This window comes from Leclercia sp. LSNIH8 (genome assembly GCF_002920195.1).
GTDB lineage: Bacteria > Pseudomonadota > Gammaproteobacteria > Enterobacterales > Enterobacteriaceae > Enterobacter.
Map to the genome: position 1 here is coordinate 332915 of NZ_PQJY01000004.1, position 19672 is coordinate 352586.

Consider the following 19672-nt stretch of genomic DNA (forward strand, 5'->3'; position numbering starts at 1 on the left):
CCGGTGGGTTGACACCGGAGCGTAGGGGTTATCGTGGCAGGGCCGTTCCCCAGGTGCGCCACTCTTTCGGTTCGCTCTCCTGCAACAGGAAGTGCTTGCCAGGCTGAGATTTCGGCGCCAGCGGGGTGCCCGGCGGCGTCGCAAAGGCGATACCGCCGCGGATAAACTGATTAAAGGTGCCGGTTTTCACCACCCCGCCGGTCAGGCCGAAGTCGAGCGAGTAGCCGGAGGCCAGCCAGAAGACGGAGTTGTTACGCACCAGATGCTGGTAACGATCGCTGATACGCAGGGCCACCATCACCCGATCCGAGAGCGTCCCCAGCGACAGGCCGGTGACCGTACCCACTTCCATTCCCCGGAACAGCACCGGCGTACCGATATCAAGGGATGCTGCATCCGGCACCTCTACCACAATGCTTAGGCCATCGAGATAGCGTGAATCGGTGATGGTCGCCTCCTGCAGCTCGAAGTCGCGGCGCGATTTGCCCTGTCCAGGCTCCACGTTGATATAAGGCTGGAGAATGGTATCGAGATGCTCAACGCCCGCCGCGGAAATCTGCGGGGTGATCACCGAGAAGCGCGTCCCGGAGCGGGCGAAGTTGTCAACATATTCCGGGTAGAGCACCGCCGTAGCCTGCACTTCATTGCGGGCGGTGATCAGCTTCAGGCTCTGGACCTGCCCGATATCGATCCCCAGATAGCGTATCGGCATCCCTTCGGAGAGCTTGCCCGCGTCAAAGGCATGCAGGGTGATCTGACTGCCGACAGCACGCGCTGCGGTCTCAGACGGGTAGAGGATCCGCTTGTCGCCTTTACGCTGGCTGGCGCTGGCCCCGCTCAAGTTGTCGAAGCTGATGGCCCCACGCAGGGCGCGGGAGAGCGGGGAAGCCTGCACCGTCAGGCCGCTGCCGTTAAGCTGCACTTTGGCCCCGCCCTCAGCCCAGAACACGCTGTTGCTGGTCAACAGCTTGCGGTATTCCGGTTTGATATGCAGTTCGATATCAAAGGCATTCGCGCGCGGGCGCACCAGGATCACTTCACCCACTTCGAATTTACGATACAGCACTACCGAGCCCGCCTGTACGTCCGGCAGGGTGTCGGCCACCAGCGTCAGGGTGGTGGTCGGCAGATCGCTCAGGCTGTTTTCCAGGGCTTTATCGAGGTTGGCATACAGCGGATAGCTGTCGCGCATGGCGCCTTTCTCACCCGGCAGGATACGGATCCCGCCGCTGATCCACTCGCTTGCACTGGCTGCCAGGAACTCGACGCCATCGAGCCCGACTTTCACGTCTACCCGGCTGTTAACCACGAATTTACTGTCGCCATGCACCAGCTCGCGGTACTGCGGATCGATCGCCACCGCAAAGGTGACGCCTTTGCTGGTTAAGTTGCGCTCAAGCACCTGTCCAATCTGCACGCCGTGGAGGATCAGCGGCTGGCCAGCATCGATACCGTAGCTTTCCGGTGCGCTAAGTTTGACGGTCAGAACACCCGGCTTTTGTAACAGCGCCTTATCGGCCGGGGCGATGACAAACTGGTTAACCGGTTCGCCGCCGCCGGGAATGAGCTCAAACGTACTGCCGGTCAGCAAGCTGCTGACGCTGGGGTTGCTGAGGGAGAGTTTCGGCGTACGCAATTCTATGCGGGTGTTTTTGCGCAGCAGATCCACCACACTGGGGTCAACGGTCATCTCACCGGTCACCAGGCCGCCAGGGTTGAGCGTCATTTTGGTGAGCTGCCCGACCTGTAATCCCTGGTACATCAGCGGGGTGGAATCCTCCTTCAGGCCATCCGCCGAGGGGAGGGTGAGCTTCACAATCACGCCGCGCTGGCTGTGGGCCAGATCTTTATACAGGCCGAAATCATCTTCCTGGGTAGCGGGCTCAGAGCCTTCCGGGGAATCGAAGGCGATTGCGCCGTTCACCAGCGCCGCCAGGCTCTCGAGTTTCACTTTGGCCCCGCTCAGGCTCAGGTCGGCATCCACGCCGGAGACATTCCAGAACCGGCTGCCTTTTTTCACCAGCGAGGTAAAGCGCCGCTCAATCAGCACATCGATAACCACCCCCTGCTTGTTGGGGGTGATGGCGTAGTCATAGACGCGGCCAACGGGGATCTTACGGAAATAGACCACCGAGCCGCTGTTTAAGGAGCCCAGGTCCGCCGCATGCAGATGGATCATCAGATCGCCATTGTTAAGCCGGTATTTCGGCTGCGTGTCGAGGGCGGTAAAGTGATCTTTTGGCTCACCTTTGCCCGGCATCATGCCGATATAGTTACCCCCGACCAGCGCATCCAGTCCGGAGACGCCCGCCAGCGAGGCTTTGGGCGTCACCAGCCAGAACTGGGTCTCATCGCGCAGGGCATCTTTCATATCAGATTTGATGCTGGCGCGAACCTCGATTTTATTCAGGTTCTTGTCCAGGGAAACATCCTGGACGGTGCCCACCTCAACCCCCTGAAAACGGACGGGCGTTCGGCCTGCAACGATGCCGTCGGCGCTCTGAAAGTCAATGGTGATGGTATTGCCGCGATCCTCGTAGCTGGTCCAGATTAACCAACCGGCGATCATCAGTGCGATAACCGGCAATAACCAGAATGGCGAAATACGACGTTTTGTTTTAACTCGCGCTTCAGTCGGCGAAGCTGGCGTTTCCTGACTCATGTGCATCCCAAAGTAAGCGGCTATCCAGCCATTCCACTGCAAGAATAGTCAAAATCACCGCAGAGCCGAAATAGAACGCTGCGGGTCCCATAGTAAAAGCAAGGAGCTGATCGCGATTGATCAGCGACATCATCAACGAAATAACAAACAGATCCAGCATTGACCAGCGGCCAATCCAGGTCACGAAACGCAACAACAGTATGCGGGTTCTCAGCCCCTGCTCACATTTGAAATGAATGCTCACGAGCAGAGTAAACATCACCACCACTTTGGTAAAGGGCACCAGAATACTGGCGATAAAGACGATCGCCGCCACGGCGATGTTGCTGTGGGCCAGCGAGACGATACCCGACATGATGGTGTCCTCCTGCCGCGCGCCGTTGACATAAATCACCGAAATCGGCAGCAGGTTAGCTGGCAGCAGAAATATCATTGAGGCGATGAGCGCCGCCCAGCATTTCTGTAGGCTGTTATGCCGCCGCAGGCGCAGGGGAATATGGCAGCGCGGACAGCGGCCCCGCGCGTCGGGCAGGCCGGTATAGTGACAACCCAGGCAGACCCGCAGTGCCGGATCGTAGCGGGTGGCGGGGCGCTGGGGATAAAAACGCTCCCAAAGCTGCTCCACGTTGAGGTGAATCAGGGTCAGAACACTCAATATCACCAGCGCGATAAAGGCGAACAGGCCGCCGCCCGGCTGCAGATAAGCGTAGTCCTGCACTTTGATTGAGGCCACGACAATCCCCACCAGGTAGATATCCAGCATCACCCACTCCTTGAGCTTCTCCAGCATCAGGAGCACCGGGCGCAGATTCATCCCCAGAATATTGCCGAACCACAGATAGGCTATCGCCGCCACCAGCACCACCGGCGCGCCGACGGTACAGAAGAGCACCATGGAGGCCGTCAGGGGATCGCCCTGGCGGGTCATCTGCCAGATCCCCTGCAACAGATTCGCGTCGATGCGCACGCCCAGCAGGTGCAGCTGAAGCAGGGGCTCGCTCCAGGCGAAGGGCATCAGCAGCATCATGGTCACGGCCATCGCCGCCAGCCGGGTCAGTGACCAGTCGCGGCCATCGCGGATTTTTGCGTTGCAGCGCGGGCAGAAAGCACTTTGGTATGATTTCATCTTTGGCAACGTAAAAAGCGTATCGCATTGCGGACAACGCTGATAATGTGCACGAGGCAGCGCATCGCCAACCGCATGCACAGTGATCTTTTTCGTCGGCGTTATTTTCGGTGATTTAAGAGCCATCGGTCGCGCTAAAAAGGGATAGTTAATAGTTATCTTAACTCATGAATTGATTCATCTTGAGCATGAACGCAAATAATGCGTATTTTAATAGGCTATGCTGTAATTTTGTAAGACAACCAAGTGATTGAATAATGAACAAAACAGAATTCTACGCGGATTTAAACCGCGATTTCCAGGCATTGATGGCAGGTGAAACCAGTTTCCTGGCCACCCTGGCGAACACCAGCGCGTTACTTTTTGAGCGTCTGTCCGATGTGAACTGGGCCGGTTTTTATCTGCTGGAAGGCGACACGCTGGTGCTGGGGCCGTTTCAGGGCAAACTGGCCTGCGTCCGTATCCCGGTTGGGCGCGGTGTTTGCGGTACGGCGGTGGCGCAAAACCAAGTGCAGCGCGTGGAGGACGTTCATGCGTTCGACGGGCATATCGCCTGCGACAGCGCCAGCAACGCTGAAATCGTGCTGCCACTGACAGTGGAAAATCAGATTATTGGTGTTCTGGACATCGACAGCACGGTCTTTAATCGCTTTACCCCTGAGGATGAACAGGGGCTGCGCGAGCTGGTAGGGAATCTGGAACAGGTTCTCGCCGCGACCGATTATCATAAATTCTTTGCGAGCGTCGCAGGATAATCAACGGATAACGTAGCATTTACGGATGGCGTCATTATAATGACGCCTGTTCATGCCTGCGGCTTGTCGGCAACGTCCGTTGTAATCAGGAAATTTCATGGAAAATCAACCTAAGTTGAATAGCAGTAAAGAAGTTATCGCGTTTCTGGCCGAACGTTTTCCTCAATGTTTTAGTGCCGAGGGCGAAGCTCGTCCCCTGAAAATTGGTATTTTTCAGGATCTGGTAGAGCGTGTTGAAGGTGAGATGAACCTCAGCAAAACCCAACTCCGCTCCGCCTTACGTCTTTATACTTCGAGCTGGCGTTACCTTTACGGTATCAAAGCGGGCGCAACGCGTGTTGACCTCGACGGCAACCCGTGCGGCGTGCTGGACGAGCAGCACGTAGAGCATGCGCGTAAGCAGCTTGAAGAAGCCAAAGCGCGCGTTCAGGCTCAGCGTGCTGAACAGCAGGCGAAAAAACGCGAAGCTGCCGCGGCCAATGGCCAGGAAGAAGCGCCTCGCCGTGAGCGCAAGCCACGTCCGGCACCACGTCGCAAAGAAAATACCGAGCGTAAGCCTCGTGCTGAGCAACCAGCGGCAAAAGCCCCGCGTGCGCCTCGTGAAGAGCCGCGCCACACTCCGGTTTCTGACATTAACGCCCTGAGCGTCGGTCAGTCTCTGAAGGTAAAAGCGGGTAACAATGCTATGGATGCCACCGTACAGGAAATCACCAAAGATGGCGTTCGTGTACAGCTGACTTCTGGTCTGTCAATGATTGTACGCGCAGAACACTTGTTGTTCTAAAACGGAGGCCAAGCCCGGCATGAACACATTTTTTAAGCTCACCGCGCTGGCTGGCCTGTTTGCGATAACAGGCCACGCTTTCGCTGTGGACGAGATTACGCGTGTCGATCAGATTCCGGTTCTGAAGGAAGAGACTCAGCACGCGACGGTCAGTGAGCGCGTCACGTCGCGCTTCACCCGTTCGCACTATCGTCAGTTCGATCTCGACGAGGCTTTTTCGACAAAAATTTTCGACCGCTATCTGAACCTGCTGGACTACAGCCATAACGTCCTGCTGGCGAGCGATGTCGAACAATTTGCCAAAAAGCAGACTCAGATCGGGGATGAGTTACGCAGCGGCAAGCTGGACCTGTTCTACGACCTGTATAACCTGTCGCAGAAACGCCGTTTTGAGCGCTATCAGTACGCGCTTAAGGTGCTTGAACGTCCAATGGACTTCACGGGTAACGACACCTTTAATCTTGACCGCAGTAAATCGCCGTGGCCAAAAGATGAAGCCGAGCTGAATCAGCTGTGGGACAGCAAAGTTAAGTACGACGAGCTGAGCCTCAAACTCACCGGTAAGGATGAGAAAGAGATCCGCGAAACGCTGACCCGCCGCTACAAATTTGCCATTCGTCGCCTGGCGCAGACCAACAGTGAAGATGTTTTCTCGCTGGCGATGACCGCCTTCGCGCACGAAATCGATCCGCATACCAACTATCTCTCTCCGCGCAACACCGAGCAGTTTAACACCGAGATGAGCCTCTCCCTTGAAGGGATCGGCGCGGTGCTGCAGATGGACGACGATTACACCGTCATTAACTCCATGGTTGCCGGCGGTCCGGCTGCTAAAAGCAAGGCGATAAGCGTAGGCGATCGCATTGTGGGTGTCGGTCAGGTTGGTCAGAGCATGGTCGATGTCATCGGCTGGCGTCTGGATGATGTGGTTGCCCTGATCAAAGGGCCGAAAGGCAGTAAAGTCCGTCTGGAAATTCTACCAGCGGGCAAAGGCACCAAGACCCGTATCGTTACCCTGACCCGCGAGCGCATCCGTCTGGAAGATCGCGCGGTGAAAATGTCGGTGAAAACCGTAGGTAAAGATAAGGTTGGCGTGCTGGATATTCCTGGTTTCTATGTGGGCCTGACGGACGACGTCAAAGTGCAACTGCAGAAGCTGGAAAAACAGAACGTTAAGAGCGTTATTATCGATCTGCGTACCAACGGCGGCGGCGCCCTGACCGAGGCGGTTTCGCTTTCGGGTCTGTTTATCCCGTCCGGTCCGGTGGTACAGGTTCGCGACAATAACGGTAAAGTGCGTGAAGACGCCGATACCGATGGCGTCGTCTACTACAAAGGGCCGCTGGTGGTGCTGGTCGATCGCTTCAGTGCTTCGGCATCGGAGATCTTTGCTGCCGCCATGCAGGATTATGGCCGCGCGCTGATTGTTGGCGAACCGACCTTCGGTAAGGGCACGGTACAGCAGTACCGCTCTCTGAACCGCATTTACGATCAGATGCTGCGTCCGGAATGGCCAGCGCTGGGCTCGGTACAGTACACCATTCAGAAGTTCTACCGCGTGAATGGCGGCAGTACCCAGCGTAAAGGGGTGACCCCGGATATCATCATGCCGACGGGAACCGAAGAGACTGAAACAGGTGAGAAATTTGAAGATAACGCGTTGCCGTGGGATAGCGTGAACGCTGCCACCTTCGTGAAATCGGGCGACATGACTCCGTTTGGTCCGGCGCTGCTGAAGCAGCACGACGATCGCATCGCCAAAGATCCTGAGTTCCAGTACATCATCAAAGATATTGCCCGCTTCAACGCCCTAAAGGCGAAACGCAATATCGTCTCTCTGAATTACGCGCAGCGTCTGAAAGAGAACGAAGAGGATGATGCAACACGTCTGGCGCGGATCAACGACCGCTTCAAACGTGAAGGCAAGCTACTCCTCAAAAAGCTGGACGACCTGCCGAAGGATTACCAGGAGCCGGATCCCTATCTTGATGAGACGGTGAAAATCGCTATCGATCTGGCGAAACTGGAAAAAGAGAAGCCAGCCGGGAATCCCGCTCCGGCTAAATAATCTCCCCTGACAGGCTCAAGAAATTGTGCCTGTTTTTTTGTTAACCGCATCCTGCCGTCAGGCATTCCTTTTATTGTGTAAAGTTGTGTCTTTCTGGTGACTTACGCCGCTGCAATCCTTGAAAATATACGGAATACCCATACGATGTGGGTAATCGCATAGTGCGTTTTGTTAAACTGAGGTTAAAAGAATATTATGATGCGAATCGCGCTCTTCCTGCTCACCAACCTGGCGGTCATGGTGGTCTTCGGGCTGGTGCTCAGCCTGACAGGAATTCAGTCGAGCAGCGTTCAGGGTTTGTTAATTATGGCGCTGCTGTTTGGTTTTGGTGGCTCCTTTATCTCACTGCTGATGTCCAAGTGGATGGCACTGAAGTCCGTTGGCGGTGAGGTTATTGAGCAACCGCGTAACGATATGGAGCAGTGGTTGATGACCACCGTTGCCAACCAGTCCCGTCAGGCGGGTATCGCCATGCCGCAGGTGGCGATCTATCACGCGCCGGATATCAACGCCTTTGCCACCGGCGCGCGTCGCGACGCCTCTCTGGTTGCGGTGAGTACCGGCCTGTTGCAGAACATGAGCCGTGATGAAGCCGAAGCAGTTATCGCCCACGAGATCAGCCACATTGCTAACGGCGATATGGTGACCATGACCCTGATTCAGGGTGTAGTGAACACCTTCGTTATCTTTATCTCGCGTATTATTGCCCAGATTGCCGCAGGCTTTATGGGGGGCGATCGTGAGGAAGGCGAATCGAGTAACGGTAACCCGCTGATCTACTTCGCGGTCTCTATGGTGCTGGAACTGGTATTTGGTATTCTGGCGAGCATTATCACCATGTGGTTCTCCCGTCACCGTGAATTCCACGCGGATGCGGGCTCAGCCAAACTGGTGGGGCGCGAGAAGATGATTGCTGCGCTGCAGCGTCTGAAAACCAGCTATGAACCGCAGGAAGCCTCAAGCATGATGGCATTCTGCATTAACGGTAAATCAAAATCGCTGAGCGAGCTGTTCATGTCTCACCCGCCGCTGGATAAGCGTATTGCAGCGCTGCGTAACGGTGAATACCTGAAATAACGGCTGGGTTTGCTAATAAAAAAGCGCGTCTGAAGACGCGCTTTTTTTATGCCTGCGAACGAGGCTGGCTCACCCGCAATCCGCTGATGATGGCCGCGACGATAGCCAGCGTGCCGGCGGTCAGCAGCGCCAGATGCGTGCCGCTTTGTCCGGCCAGGTTGAACATCAACGCCACCAGCGCCGCGCCGGTACTCTGTCCCAGCAGGCGGGCGGTGCCCAGCATCCCACTGGCGCCGCCGCTGCGATGGCGGGGGGCTGAGGTAATAATGGTATGGTTATTCGGTGACTGAAACAGGCCAAAGCCCGCCCCGCACAGCACCATGCGCCAGATAATATCCAGATCGTGTGGTGCCGCAGGCAGCAGGGCGAGGGCAAAGAGACCCGCCGCCATTATTACCATCCCCAGTGCGCCCAGTAACCCCGCATGCACCCGTTCAATCAGATAGCCCGCCAGCGGCGCCATCACCATCGTTGCCAGCGGCCAGGGGGTTAGCAGCAGGCCCGTTTCCACTTCCGAGCGGCCAATCACGCTCTGCAGGAAGAAGGGCAGAGAGACCATCGCCAGCATCTGCGCGCAGAAGGAGCAGATGGAGGTGCAAATGGAGAGGGAGAAGAGCGGAATACGCAGCAGATCTACCGGCAGTAACGGCACCGGCAGTGCCAGCTGGCGACGCACGAAGAAGAAGCCTACCACCAGCAGCGCCACGACCTCGCCCGCAATCAGCGTCAGAGACTGTCCCTGAGCGAAGCCGCTCAGGGCGGTGATCAGCAGGCCAAAGGTGAGGGCGTTCATGACTGCGCTCGGGAGATCGAATTTTGGCATACTGCTTTTCGGTCCGTTGGCGGGTAAATAGCGCAGGGCGAACAGTAACGCCACGATCCCAAGTGGAACGTTGATTAAAAATAGCCACTGCCAGGACGCGACCGAGAGGATCGCTGCGGCGATGGTCGGGCCCGCCGCAGACGACACAGCAACAATAAAGGAGTTGATCCCCATCCCCCGGCCCAGATGCCGCTGTGGGTAGATGAGACGAATCAGCGCAGTATTCACGCTCATCAGCGCCGCCCCGCCGAACCCCTGCATGATACGCGCCAGCGTCAGCATGTGCAGCGTATCTGAAAGGGCGCAGAAGAGGGATGTCAGCGTAAATACCGCCAGTCCGCACTGATAAACCCGGCGGTAGCCAAACATATCTCCGAGAAACGAGAACGAGAGCAGCGAGATAACAATGGCTATCTGGTAGGCGTTAACGATCCAGATTGAGCTGGCCGGGGAGGCATTCAGGTCGCTGGCAATGGTTGGCAGGGCGACGTTGGCGATAGCTCCATCCAGTACAGCCATTGAAATACCGATGATAATGGTGGCGATAGCGCCATAGCGTTGCGGCAGCGGCAGGCCATCTTTAAGGGGTGTAGTCATGAAAATTAATTAGCATTGGAGGTTATTATTAACAGGGTAACGATATTATCACTGTTATTTCGGCTGTATGTCGCAGATTTGTAACCAGGTAAAGCAGGATTGATTGCAGCAATGCATGAGCGAATTTATAATAAAAACCGGTTCTGAATTTTATAAAACACTTGCGTTGAGGTGATTAATGGCAATCGCGGATTTGGATAAACAGCCAGATTCTGTTTCATCCGTGTTAAAGGTGTTCGGCATCCTGCAGGCGCTAGGTGAAGAGCGCGAAATCGGTATTACTGAGCTGTCCCAGCGTGTGATGATGTCAAAAAGCACCGTTTATCGCTTTTTACAGACCATGAAATCACTGGGTTATGTTGCACAGGAAGGCGAGTCTGAAAAATACTCCCTGACCCTGAAGTTATTTGAACTGGGCGCGCGTGCGCTGCAGAACGTCGATCTGATCCGTAGCGCGGATATTCAGATGCGCGAACTCTCCCGTCTGACGAAAGAGACGGTGCACCTGGGGGCGCTGGATGAAGACAGTATCGTCTATATCCATAAAATTGACTCCATGTATAACCTGCGTATGTACTCACGCATTGGCCGCCGCAACCCGCTCTACAGTACCGCTATCGGTAAAGTTCTGCTGGCATGGCGCGACCGTGATGAAGTGAAGCAGATCCTTGAGAACGTGGAGTACAAACGTAGCACTGAGCGTACCATCACCACCACTGAAGAGCTGTTGCAGGTGCTGGATAAAGTTCGTGAGCAGGGTTATGGCGAAGATAACCAGGAGCAGGAAGAGGGCCTGCGCTGCATCGGCGTTCCGGTATTCGACCGTTTCGGTGTCGTTATTGCCGGCCTGAGTATCTCTTTCCCGACGCTGCGTTTCTCTGAAGAGCATCTGCACGAGTACGTTGAAATGCTGCACACAGCGGCGCGTAAGATTTCTGAACAGATGGGTTACAACGACTATCCGTTCTGATTGAAAACGCCATAAAAAAACGCGGCCAGATGGCGGCGTTTTTTTATGCATTGGATCAGCCGTTATCGATCACTGTCTCGCTCTTTCGCAGGAGCGGGCAGCGGGAGAGTCCGATAATACCGCTGTCTGAATGAATATACTGCGCCGTGCTGACGCCGCGGGCGGTGAGATACTTGCACTGGATCCCGAGCCCGCCTGCATTCTCTTTACTGCCGATCAAGACGCCGTAACCCGCGAGCAGTACACCTGTCCAGACCAGTGCTATAACAATCAATGTGCGAATAAAAAAGCGCATCATTACCTCATTTTTTGAATAACTGCCGCTTAGCGTAATCGATACACTTACTTTAACAAGTCTATGATTCCGAAAGCATCGCCTTCGCGTTACAGTTAGGCATGGTTTAAGTTGCGCATGATAACCTGGCATCAGGCAGTTACGGTACGGAGAGTGGAGTGAAGAAAATACGCTGGGTTATTCTGGTCTTAGTGTTAGTGGCCTGTGTTTTGCTTTGGACGCAGACCATCAATGTGATGTGCGACCAGGATGTACAGTTCTTTAGCGGTATTTGTTCTATTAATAAGTTTATCCCCTGGTAGTTGTCATTTTTATCGCAAGTGATTTCCTTCCTTAACGCGAGTGGTAAAATAGGCGCTTTTATGGGGGAGTGAAATGGGTGAGTTAGTCAATTCCGGGATGTTCAGCGTGGCATCTCTGGCGATTTCGGTCGTACTGCTGGTTGCGGGCCTGCTGCTGTGGTTTTTTGTCAATCGCGCGAGCTCCCGTACCAACGAGCAGATCGAACTGCTTGAGAAGTTAGTCGACCTGCAGAAACGACAGAATGTCCTGCTGCGTCGGCTGTGCGAAGCTAATGAACCGGAAGAGAAAGAGGTACCAAAAGCGCCAGAAGAGACGGCTAAGAGCCAGGACGATGACTTTATTCGTCTGGTAGCTGAACGCTAATCGGTCAGGGGAGGTGAGTATGGCCTGGCGTAATCCCTGGTATAACCCCTCCCTTGCGCATCATACCCCGCAAGGTTTCCGCAATCTGGATGCCCCTGTCCGTCAACCCGGCGATGTAGAACGCTGGCGCAAGGCGCGTAAAGCCGCCGGGTTGCCCAAACCGCCTTCAGAAGGCTATGACGCCTTTATCCGCCAGTGGTGGCAACCCGTTACGCTCAACACCCTTGAAGAAGATGGCGTCTGGTGGCTGGGCCACGCCAGCCTGCTGCTACGTCTGAACGGAAAGTACATCCTCACCGATCCGGTCTTTTCCCGGCGTGCCTCGCCGGTATCGTTTGCCGGGCCGATAAGAAAAACGCCCCCGGTGATGAGTGTCGCGGCGCTTCCGCCACTTGATGCCGTTGTCATTTCCCATAACCATTTTGATCACCTGGACTCCGCCACGGTGCGCCAGCTTCTGCGACGCTTTCCGCAGTTGACCTTTTTTGTGCCTTTAGGACTAGGGGAGTGGTGTCGCCGCCGTGGAGCGAAACAGGTTATCGAACTGGACTGGTGGCAAAGCTATGTTTTCGAAGGGCTGGTATTTACCGCCGTACCGGCGCAACACTGGAGCATGCGTAGCCTCTGGGATCGCGATCGCTCGTTATGGTGTGGCTGGGTCTTTGAGAGCGAGAGGCAGCGCTTCTGGTTTAGCGGCGATACCGGTTTTACCCCGGAGCTGTTAACCATTCCGGAGCGATTGGGAAAACTGGATGCCGCCGCCATACCTGTCGGAGCCTATGCACCACGTTGGTTCATGTCGATTCATCATATGGATCCGCAGGCGGCGGTGAACCTCTGGCAACAGCTGGGCATGCCGCTGGCGATCCCGATCCACTGGGGTGTCTTTGAACTGGCAGATGAATCACTGGATGAGCCCGTCAGAGAGCTCGCGCAGGCGCTGGCAGAGTTATCGCCGCGCAGCGATAACTTTCATCCTCTGCGTATTGGTCAATATTTATCCTTGTAAACTGTTACTGGTTCAATTAGCGAATATTCTTTATTAAACCTACAGGCGTCATATTTTATTTTAATCGAAACGTTTTGATTGCCTTTTTTTGAGGCAGGTTCATAAAAATATCATTATTTTGGTGCATAGCGAATTACCGGTTTAGGTGTATATAACTTAAACAAGCGAAGCGATATACAATGTTTTTTTCCTGCAACAGTCCCTTGTCGTTACGATCAATTCAGCATAACTTTTCACGAAAAGTTCTAAATGAAATAGCGACCACAGAAATTCTGGCGCGCTTGCTGGACGATATGAAGTTATTAAGCTAATGTAAAAAAGTCTTTGATAACAGCGCTTATCCTGACAGCGACTGGGCAGGCAACATTTTGGTCTGGTATACACTGAACGTGCATTACTGTGCAGATTGTGGCAAGTCAGTCTCGGAATTTGTGCGGCTGATCGAGACACGTTTAAAAATGGCTTGCCATTATTTAAGTTGTATGTGATAACACGGTTTGGGTCAAACGAGGTACAGTTCTGTTTATGTGTGGCATTTTCAGTAAAGAAGTCCTGAGTAAACACGTTGTCGTTGAATACCGCTTCTCTGCCGAACCTTATATTAGTGCCTCATGCAGTAATGTCTCAGTTTTATCTCAGTTAATGCCCGCGGGCTAAGAAAACATTCTAAGGAATTTTGCAAATGGCAAAGATCAAAGGTCAAGTTAAGTGGTTCAACGAGTCTAAAGGTTTTGGTTTCATTACTCCTGCTGACGGCAGCAAAGATGTATTCGTACATTTCTCTGCAATCCAGGGTAACGGCTTCAAAACTCTGGCTGAAGGCCAGAACGTTGAGTTCGAAATTCAGGACGGCCAGAAAGGTCCGGCTGCTGTTAACGTAACCGCTATCTGATCGAACCCCTGCCTGATCTGAAGCGTCATAACGTTTCAGTTGCAGAGATATAAAGCCTCGCCTGTGCGGGGCTTTTTAATGGATATTTTTCAAAGTATTACCACATGCGTCGCTGTTAGCAGTTTGTTTCAAAGCTGCGAGAGTATTAGCATTGTTTTCACCCTCACGGCTCAAATTTGCCGTTAAATCAGGGCGTTGTTACTCAGCCCTGGAGCCCTGGTGAAAAAGAAACCCGTCAATTCCGCAGCAAACTTCACCCCGTTACGTTTTGCTCTCCTCTGTCTGGTAATTTTAGGCAGCCTTCTCTTTCTTCTTGGTCGTGTCGCCTGGTTGCAGATTGTTAAACCCGATCCGCTGGTTAAGCAGGAAGATATGCGCTCCCTGCGTGAGGTCGCCATCAATGCCCCCAGAGGGATGATCATGGACAGGGAGGGGAGACCGCTGGCCGTGAGTGTGCCGGTGCGGGCGGTGTGGGCGGATCCGAAAACGGTGCTGGCAAAAGGGGGAGTGGGTTTTGACGCGCGCTGGCAGGCATTAGCCAGTGCGCTACATCTGTCGCTCCCCACGCTTGCGGCGCGCATCAACAGCAATCCACATGGCCGTTTTATCTATCTGGCCCGCCAGGTAGATCCCGCTCAGGCCCAGTGGATCGCTAAACTCCGGCTGCCTGGTATCAGCCTGCGTGATGAGTCGCGCCGTTTTTACCCGGCCGGACACGTGGCGGCTAACCTGATCGGCTTTACCAATATCGACGGCCAGGGCATCGAAGGGATCGAGAAAAGTTTTAACGCGCAGCTCACCGGCAAACCCGGCCTGCGCCGTGTGCGTGAGGATCGCTTCGGACGCGTGATCGAAAATATTACCGAAGTGCCGCCCGTTCCGGCGCATAACATCCAGTTGAGCATTGATGAGCGGCTGCAGACCATCACGGAAGATGCGCTGGACAATGCTGTCGCCTGGAATAAAGCAGAGTCGGGAGCAGCGGTGCTGATCAACATCCAGACGGGCGAGATCCTGGCGATGGCCAACTACCCGGATTTCAATCCCAACAACCGCGAGGGTGCCACGCTGAACGATTTTCGTAATCGCGCCATCAGCGACACCTTTGAACCCGGCTCTACCGTCAAGCCGCTGGTGCTGATGACCGCCCTGCAGCAGGGGCTGGTGCAGCCAGACAGCGTGATCGACACCCATCCCTACACCCTGGCCGGACACCGCATTCGCGACGTCGGTTACTACCCGGAGCTGACGCTGACCGGTATTCTGCAAAAATCGAGCGACACGGGTGTGTCGCGCCTGTCGCTGGCAATGCCGATCCAGCGGCTGCTGGATACCTACCACGGGTTTGGTTTTGGTCGTTCCACCGGACTTGGATTGACGGGAGAGAGCAGCGGCCTGCTGCCGGAGCGTAAATTCTGGAGCCAGCTCGATCGCGCCACCTTTGCCTTCGGCTACGGCCTGATGGTCACGCCGTTACAGCTCGCCCACGTCTACGCCACTATCGGCAGCTATGGCCTGGAGCGTCCACTCTCTATCACCCGCATCGATCCGCCGGTTATGGGTGCCCAGGTGATGCCCGCGTCGATTGTGAAGGAGGTGGAACATATGATGGAAAGCGTGGCCCTGCCGGGTGGGGGCGGCATCAAAGCCGCGGTGCGCGACTACCGGGTGGCGGTGAAAACCGGCACCGCGAAGAAAATCGACGATGGCGGTAATTATGTCGACAAATATGTGGCCTATACCGCCGGTGTCGCACCGGCCAGCCGTCCTGTATTTGCCCTGGCGGTGGTGATTAACGATCCGCAAAACGGTGCCTATTACGGCGGGGCGGTTTCGGCACCGGTATTCAGCCAGATTATGGGTGACGTGCTGCGCATCGAAAACATCAAGCCGGATGGACTCCCGGCCGATTCCAGCCATCTTATCGTCATGCGTTAAGCAAGGCGTTTTATAGCGGGGCGATTAGCGGTACACTTTCGCCCTTTATGATTGCCCGGAGTTCCCATGACATTCTGCTGTCCTCTTTGCCACTCGCCGCTCGCCCATGCGGATAAAAGTTACGCCTGCCCACAGGGGCATCGGTTCGATATGGCGAAAGAGGGCTATGTCAATCTGCTGCCGGTCCAGCACAAGCGGTCGCGCGATCCGGGCGACAGTGCAGAGATGATGCAGGCGCGCAGGGCCTTCCTCGATGCCGGGCACTATCAGCCCCTGCGTGACGCGGTAGCCGGTAAGCTGGCGGCCTTACTGCCGGAGGGTGCGACTTCACTTCTTGATATTGGCTGTGGCGAAGGCTATTACACAGCTGCCTTTGCCCAAACCGCGCAGGAAAAGGGCGCGGCCACCTTTGGTCTGGATGTCTCAAAATCTGCCATCCGCGCAGCGGCTAAACGCTATTCAGAGGTGACGTTCTGTGTGGCCTCCAGCCATCGTCTGCCTTTTGAAGAGAACAGTATGGATGCGGTCGTTCGCATCTACGCCCCCTGCAAAGGCGAGGAGCTGGCGCGCGTGGTAAAAGAGGGCGGCTGGGTGATCACCGTGACGCCAGGACCGCGTCACCTGATGGAGCTGAAAGGGCTGATTTACAGTGAAGTTCTGCTGCATGCACCGCATTCAGAGCAGCTGGAGGGCTTTGCCCTGAAAGAGGCGCTGTCGCTGGCCTATAACATGTCACTGACTGGAAAAGAGGCGGTAGCGCTGCTCCAGATGACGCCGTTTGCGTGGCGGGCAAAGCCGGAGGTGTGGGAGGCGCTGGCAAAACAGGCGCATTTCAGCTGCCAGACAGATTTTAGTATCCACTGCTGGCAGCGAGTCAGTTAACCGGCGAAGTGGCTCCACATAACCTGTGCGCCAATGCCGATCAAGACGATACCGCCGAGGATCTCGGCGCGTTTTCCTAACAGCGGGCCGATAAAACGGCCAATCATCATGCCCAGGGTAGACATAATAAAGGTCGCGCAGCCGATCGCCAGCGCGGTGGCAATGATGTTGACCTGCAGGAAAGCCAGGCCGACGCCGACGGCCATCGCATCCAGACTGGTAGCAATAGCCGTTGTCACCAGCAGCCAGAAGCCGTGACGCTGAATCGGCTCATCGTCCCCGACATCATTCCGAATACCTTCGATAACCATACGTCCGCCGAGGAAGGTCAGAAGAATAAAGGCGATCCAGTGGTTCCACTCCAGCACGAACTGGCTGGCGAGCATCCCCAGCCCCCAGCCAATCAGCGGGGTCAGAGTTTCGATAGCACCAAAGATAAGACCGGTACGCAGGGCTTCAGAGAACTTAGGTTTATGCAGCGTGGCGCCTTTGCCCATGGAAGCGGCGAATGCATCCATCGACATGCCAAAGGCCAGGAGAAGTGTTGCAGAGAGGTTCATCAGCGCGTCCAGACCGGGGATATCCATATGACACATCACTGCCCCCAGTAAACAGCAGTCGATGCGTCTATGGTCTCGCCTGATCCTTCTGCTGTGCAGAAAAATCCGTACGTGCCACGTTTTGCAACGAGTATGTTGACACGTACATTTCCGGTAAACCGGAAATCGGCTACTCCCCAACGACGGGCGCAACCTTAACATATTTTGAGAATATAAAACAACTACAGGGAAGTATTATTCAGATTAGTTTTTGATAACGATTTTCATTTAGAGGTTGATGTGAAAATAACGTTAATAATAACCCGTAACTGTCGTGACATAATATAGCTTTGGCTATATAACACTGTGAAAAGTATAGCGAAATATAGCCAGTGCTATTTTTGTATCTTATTGAGTTTTAACCAGTAATTTGTATATTTTCTCCAGATCGTCAATATTTCTTACCCGGATAAGCAAACGCCGCTGCTCTAATTGCATCACCAGCACGCCGTCTTCTGATAAATTCATCTCTTTAATGCGGTTATATTCTATCCAGACATTGGCGAAAAAGAATCCAGTAGATTTGAAGATTATTTTCGGCGCCCGGATCCAGAACAGGTAAAACCCCATTAATGCCAGGGCAGATAATAACCATGTGGTCAGTAATGCCCCCTGGCTCATCACGTTGTTATAGATAAGGATCAGCAGCAGACCGGTAAAGATGATGGCATCAACGCGACCGCGGCGCAGAAGGGGGATTGAGAGCAACGTCGCGCCGTTGCGGCGGGGCATGATCAATTCGTCGTAGAGGGCATACGCCAGAAGGGCAACAATAAAGACAACCAGTACGATGTCCGTGACCGTCATTCATCCTCCGGATAAAAAAACGGGGGCGTTCATGCCCCCGGTGTATTCACTAAAAAATTACAGACCCAGCAGACCGATAGCGTAACCGACGATACCGATAACGAAGAAGCCGACGATGATCCACAGCGCATTGACCTTTTTACGCAGCAGCCACATACAGGCGAAGGTCAGCAGCAGCGGCACCAGGCCCGGCATCAGCTGGTCAAGAATGGTTTGCACGGTGGTCACACGGGTCTGACCATCCTGACCGGTGATGGTTGACACCACCAGCGGGATGTTAACGTGCGTCCACTTGTTAACCAGCGCCCCCATGACAAACAGGCCGAGGATTGACGCCCCCTCAGTCAGTTTCTGCAGGAAGCCGCCGCCCATATCCTGAACGATATCCACGCCCTTACGGTAGCCATAGGCCACACCGTAGTAACGGGTTGCCAGACGTACCACGTTAAACAGGATAAAGAAGAGTAGAGGACCCAGCAGGCTACCGCTCATGGCGATACCCGCACCGAGCGCGGCGAAGACCGGACGCACGGTACCCCAGAAGATCGGGTCACCTACGCCCGCCAGCGGCCCCATCAGACCCACTTTGATACCGTTGATGGCACCATCGTCAATCTCTGCGCCGTTAGCACGCTGCTCTTCCATCGCCAGCGTTACGCCCAGAACCGGCGCCGCAACGTATGGATGGGTGTTGAAGAATTCCAGGTGACGTTTAATCGCCTGACGACGCGCTTCGTTGTTTTCCGGGTACAGGCGTTTGATCGCCGGTACCATCGAGAAGCAGAAGCCCAGCGCCTGCATACGTTCGAAGTTCCATGAACCCTGGAACAGGTTTGAACGGATAAACACGCCACGAATATCACCCGAAGTCAGTTTTTTCTGAGGGGTAGTTTTAGTCATATCAACCATTTCGCTCACCTGCTAGTCCAGTTCGTTATCGAGATCGTTATTACCAGCAACCTGTGCACTACCGGCTACGCGGTTATATTTCGGGCTGAGCTGGATGTAGAGGATAGCCATTACCGCACCAATTACACCCAGTGCCACCAGGTTGAAGTTGGTGAATGCCGCGGTAACGAATCCGAGATAGAAGAACGGCATCAGGTAGCCTGCGCGCATCATGTTGATGACCATCGCATAACCGACGACCACGATCATGCCGCCTGCAATGTTCAGACCGCTGGTGACCACTTCAGGAATGGCGTTCAGCATGCCCTGGACTTCGCTGGTACCGACGGAGATTGCCACGATAACCGCCGGGATAGCGATACGCATGGCCTGCAGGAACAGGGACGAGACGTGGATCCACGACAGCGCCGTCAGGTTGCCATTCTCCGCCGCCTTATCTGCCGCATGCTGGAATGCAACGGTGATAGTACGCACGATGATGGTCAGTACCTGGCCTGCTGCAGCCAGTGGGATAGCCAGCGCGATACCGGCGCCGATATTTTGATGGCCGGCAATGACCAGCACGGTAGAGATGATGGAGGCGAGAGCCGCATCCGGCGCAACGGCCGCACCGATGTTCATCCAGCCCAGGGCGATCATTTCCAGGGTACCACCGATGATGATACCGGTTTTCATATCGCCGAGAACGGCGCCGATTAACGTACAGGCGACCAGCGGACGGTGAAACTGAAATTCATCTAGTACGGATTCCATACCCGCTATACACGCGACGATGAACACCAGCACAATCTGAAGAGTGGTAATCTCCATTGT

General features: G+C 54.8%; 19 protein-coding genes, 1 pseudogene and 1 riboswitch. Of the genes and pseudogenes, 12 read left to right on the forward strand and 8 right to left on the reverse strand.

Translation table 11 applies throughout. The annotated features are described in order from the left end of the window. Positions 1–28: 28 nt before the first annotated feature. Entirely contained in the window at positions 29–2662 is a 2634-nt protein-coding gene (locus C3406_RS13650; RefSeq protein WP_158250554.1) for a PqiB family protein, read from the reverse strand. Next, the gene (gene yebS / locus C3406_RS13655) at positions 2631–3914 is read right to left on the reverse strand and encodes a membrane integrity lipid transport subunit YebS (RefSeq protein WP_103822364.1); all 1284 of its coding nucleotides are present in this window, start codon (positions 3912–3914) and stop codon (positions 2631–2633) included. The genes C3406_RS13650 and yebS overlap by 32 nt, the downstream gene beginning before the upstream one ends. Before the next feature lie 131 nt (positions 3915–4045). On the opposite strand from yebS, the gene C3406_RS13660 reads away from it, so the two are divergent. The 4 genes from C3406_RS13660 (at position 4046) to htpX (ending at position 8472) form a co-directional block, all read left to right on the forward strand. Continuing rightward, on the forward strand, positions 4046–4543 hold the full coding sequence (locus C3406_RS13660; protein WP_103822363.1) for a GAF domain-containing protein: 498 nt from the start codon (positions 4046–4048) through the stop codon (positions 4541–4543). 97 nt (positions 4544–4640) lie between these two features. Beyond that, entirely contained in the window at positions 4641–5327 is a 687-nt protein-coding gene (gene proQ / locus C3406_RS13665; protein ID WP_103822362.1) for an RNA chaperone ProQ, read from the forward strand. Between the two features lie 19 nt (positions 5328–5346). Beyond that, on the forward strand, positions 5347–7395 hold the full coding sequence (prc, locus tag C3406_RS13670; protein WP_103822361.1) for a carboxy terminal-processing peptidase: 2049 nt from the start codon (positions 5347–5349) through the stop codon (positions 7393–7395). Positions 7396–7590: 195 nt separating this feature from the next. After that, positions 7591–8472 (forward strand): protease HtpX, encoded by an 882-nt coding sequence (gene htpX / locus C3406_RS13675; RefSeq protein ID WP_103180037.1) that lies wholly within the window; start codon positions 7591–7593, stop codon positions 8470–8472. A 46-nt stretch (positions 8473–8518) separates the two neighbouring features. Here htpX and C3406_RS13680 read toward each other — a convergent pair whose 3' ends face one another. Further along, positions 8519–9892, reverse strand: coding sequence for an MFS transporter (locus tag C3406_RS13680; protein ID WP_103822360.1), 1374 nt, complete (start codon positions 9890–9892; stop codon positions 8519–8521). Between the two features lie 178 nt (positions 9893–10070). Between C3406_RS13680 and kdgR the strand changes: the two genes are divergently transcribed. Next, on the forward strand, positions 10071–10862 hold the full coding sequence (gene kdgR / locus C3406_RS13685) for a DNA-binding transcriptional regulator KdgR (RefSeq protein WP_039030796.1): 792 nt from the start codon (positions 10071–10073) through the stop codon (positions 10860–10862). A gap of 55 nt (positions 10863–10917) precedes the next feature. Here the strand turns inward: kdgR and C3406_RS13690 are convergent, their stop codons facing one another. Continuing rightward, complete coding sequence (locus tag C3406_RS13690) at positions 10918–11157, reverse strand: YobH family protein (RefSeq protein WP_103822359.1); 240 nt, start codon at positions 11155–11157, stop codon at positions 10918–10920. 158 nt (positions 11158–11315) lie between these two features. Here C3406_RS13690 and mgrB point away from each other — a divergent pair, with 158 nt between their 5' ends. From mgrB to rlmA, 7 genes and pseudogenes are all read left to right on the forward strand, one after another. After that, a complete protein-coding gene (gene mgrB, locus C3406_RS13695; protein WP_103180034.1) occupies positions 11316–11459 on the forward strand; it encodes a PhoP/PhoQ regulatory lipoprotein MgrB in 144 nt (47 codons plus the stop codon). Positions 11460–11532: 73 nt separating this feature from the next. Then, on the forward strand, positions 11533–11823 hold the full coding sequence (locus tag C3406_RS13700; protein ID WP_103822358.1) for a YebO family protein: 291 nt from the start codon (positions 11533–11535) through the stop codon (positions 11821–11823). 19 nt (positions 11824–11842) lie between these two features. Then, positions 11843–12832: an MBL fold metallo-hydrolase gene (locus tag C3406_RS13705; RefSeq protein ID WP_103822357.1), complete on the forward strand. Its 990-nt coding sequence runs from the start codon at positions 11843–11845 to the stop codon at positions 12830–12832. Positions 12833–13357: 525 nt separating this feature from the next. Next, a pseudogene (locus tag C3406_RS13710) lies at positions 13358–13502 on the forward strand (DUF2627 domain-containing protein). 12 nt (positions 13503–13514) lie between these two features. After that, positions 13515–13724: a transcription antiterminator/RNA stability regulator CspE gene (gene cspE, locus C3406_RS13715; RefSeq protein WP_001062678.1), complete on the forward strand. Its 210-nt coding sequence runs from the start codon at positions 13515–13517 to the stop codon at positions 13722–13724. A gap of 219 nt (positions 13725–13943) precedes the next feature. Then, positions 13944–15662, forward strand: a complete 1719-nt coding sequence (gene ftsI, locus C3406_RS13720; RefSeq protein ID WP_103822355.1) for a peptidoglycan glycosyltransferase FtsI — start codon at positions 13944–13946, stop codon at positions 15660–15662. Positions 15663–15728: 66 nt separating this feature from the next. Then, on the forward strand, positions 15729–16544 hold the full coding sequence (gene rlmA, locus C3406_RS13725) for a 23S rRNA (guanine(745)-N(1))-methyltransferase (RefSeq protein ID WP_103822354.1): 816 nt from the start codon (positions 15729–15731) through the stop codon (positions 16542–16544). Here rlmA and mntP read toward each other — a convergent pair. The 4 genes from mntP to C3406_RS13745 all read right to left on the reverse strand — a co-directional run bounded on the left by mntP (position 16541) and on the right by C3406_RS13745 (position 19669). Next, on the reverse strand, positions 16541–17104 hold the full coding sequence (gene mntP / locus C3406_RS13730) for a manganese efflux pump MntP (RefSeq protein ID WP_146052336.1): 564 nt from the start codon (positions 17102–17104) through the stop codon (positions 16541–16543). The genes rlmA and mntP overlap by 4 nt on opposite strands. Positions 17105–17185: 81 nt before the next feature. Next, positions 17186–17294: riboswitch (yybP-ykoY riboswitch) on the reverse strand. 197 nt (positions 17295–17491) lie between these two features. Continuing rightward, entirely contained in the window at positions 17492–17950 is a 459-nt protein-coding gene (locus C3406_RS13735; RefSeq protein WP_103180027.1) for a DUF986 family protein, read from the reverse strand. Between the two features lie 57 nt (positions 17951–18007). Then, complete coding sequence (locus C3406_RS13740; RefSeq protein ID WP_168192027.1) at positions 18008–18859, reverse strand: PTS mannose transporter subunit IID; 852 nt, start codon at positions 18857–18859, stop codon at positions 18008–18010. Between the two features lie 12 nt (positions 18860–18871). Continuing rightward, entirely contained in the window at positions 18872–19669 is a 798-nt protein-coding gene (locus tag C3406_RS13745) for a PTS mannose/fructose/sorbose transporter subunit IIC (protein ID WP_103180025.1), read from the reverse strand. Positions 19670–19672: the final 3 nt, after the last annotated feature.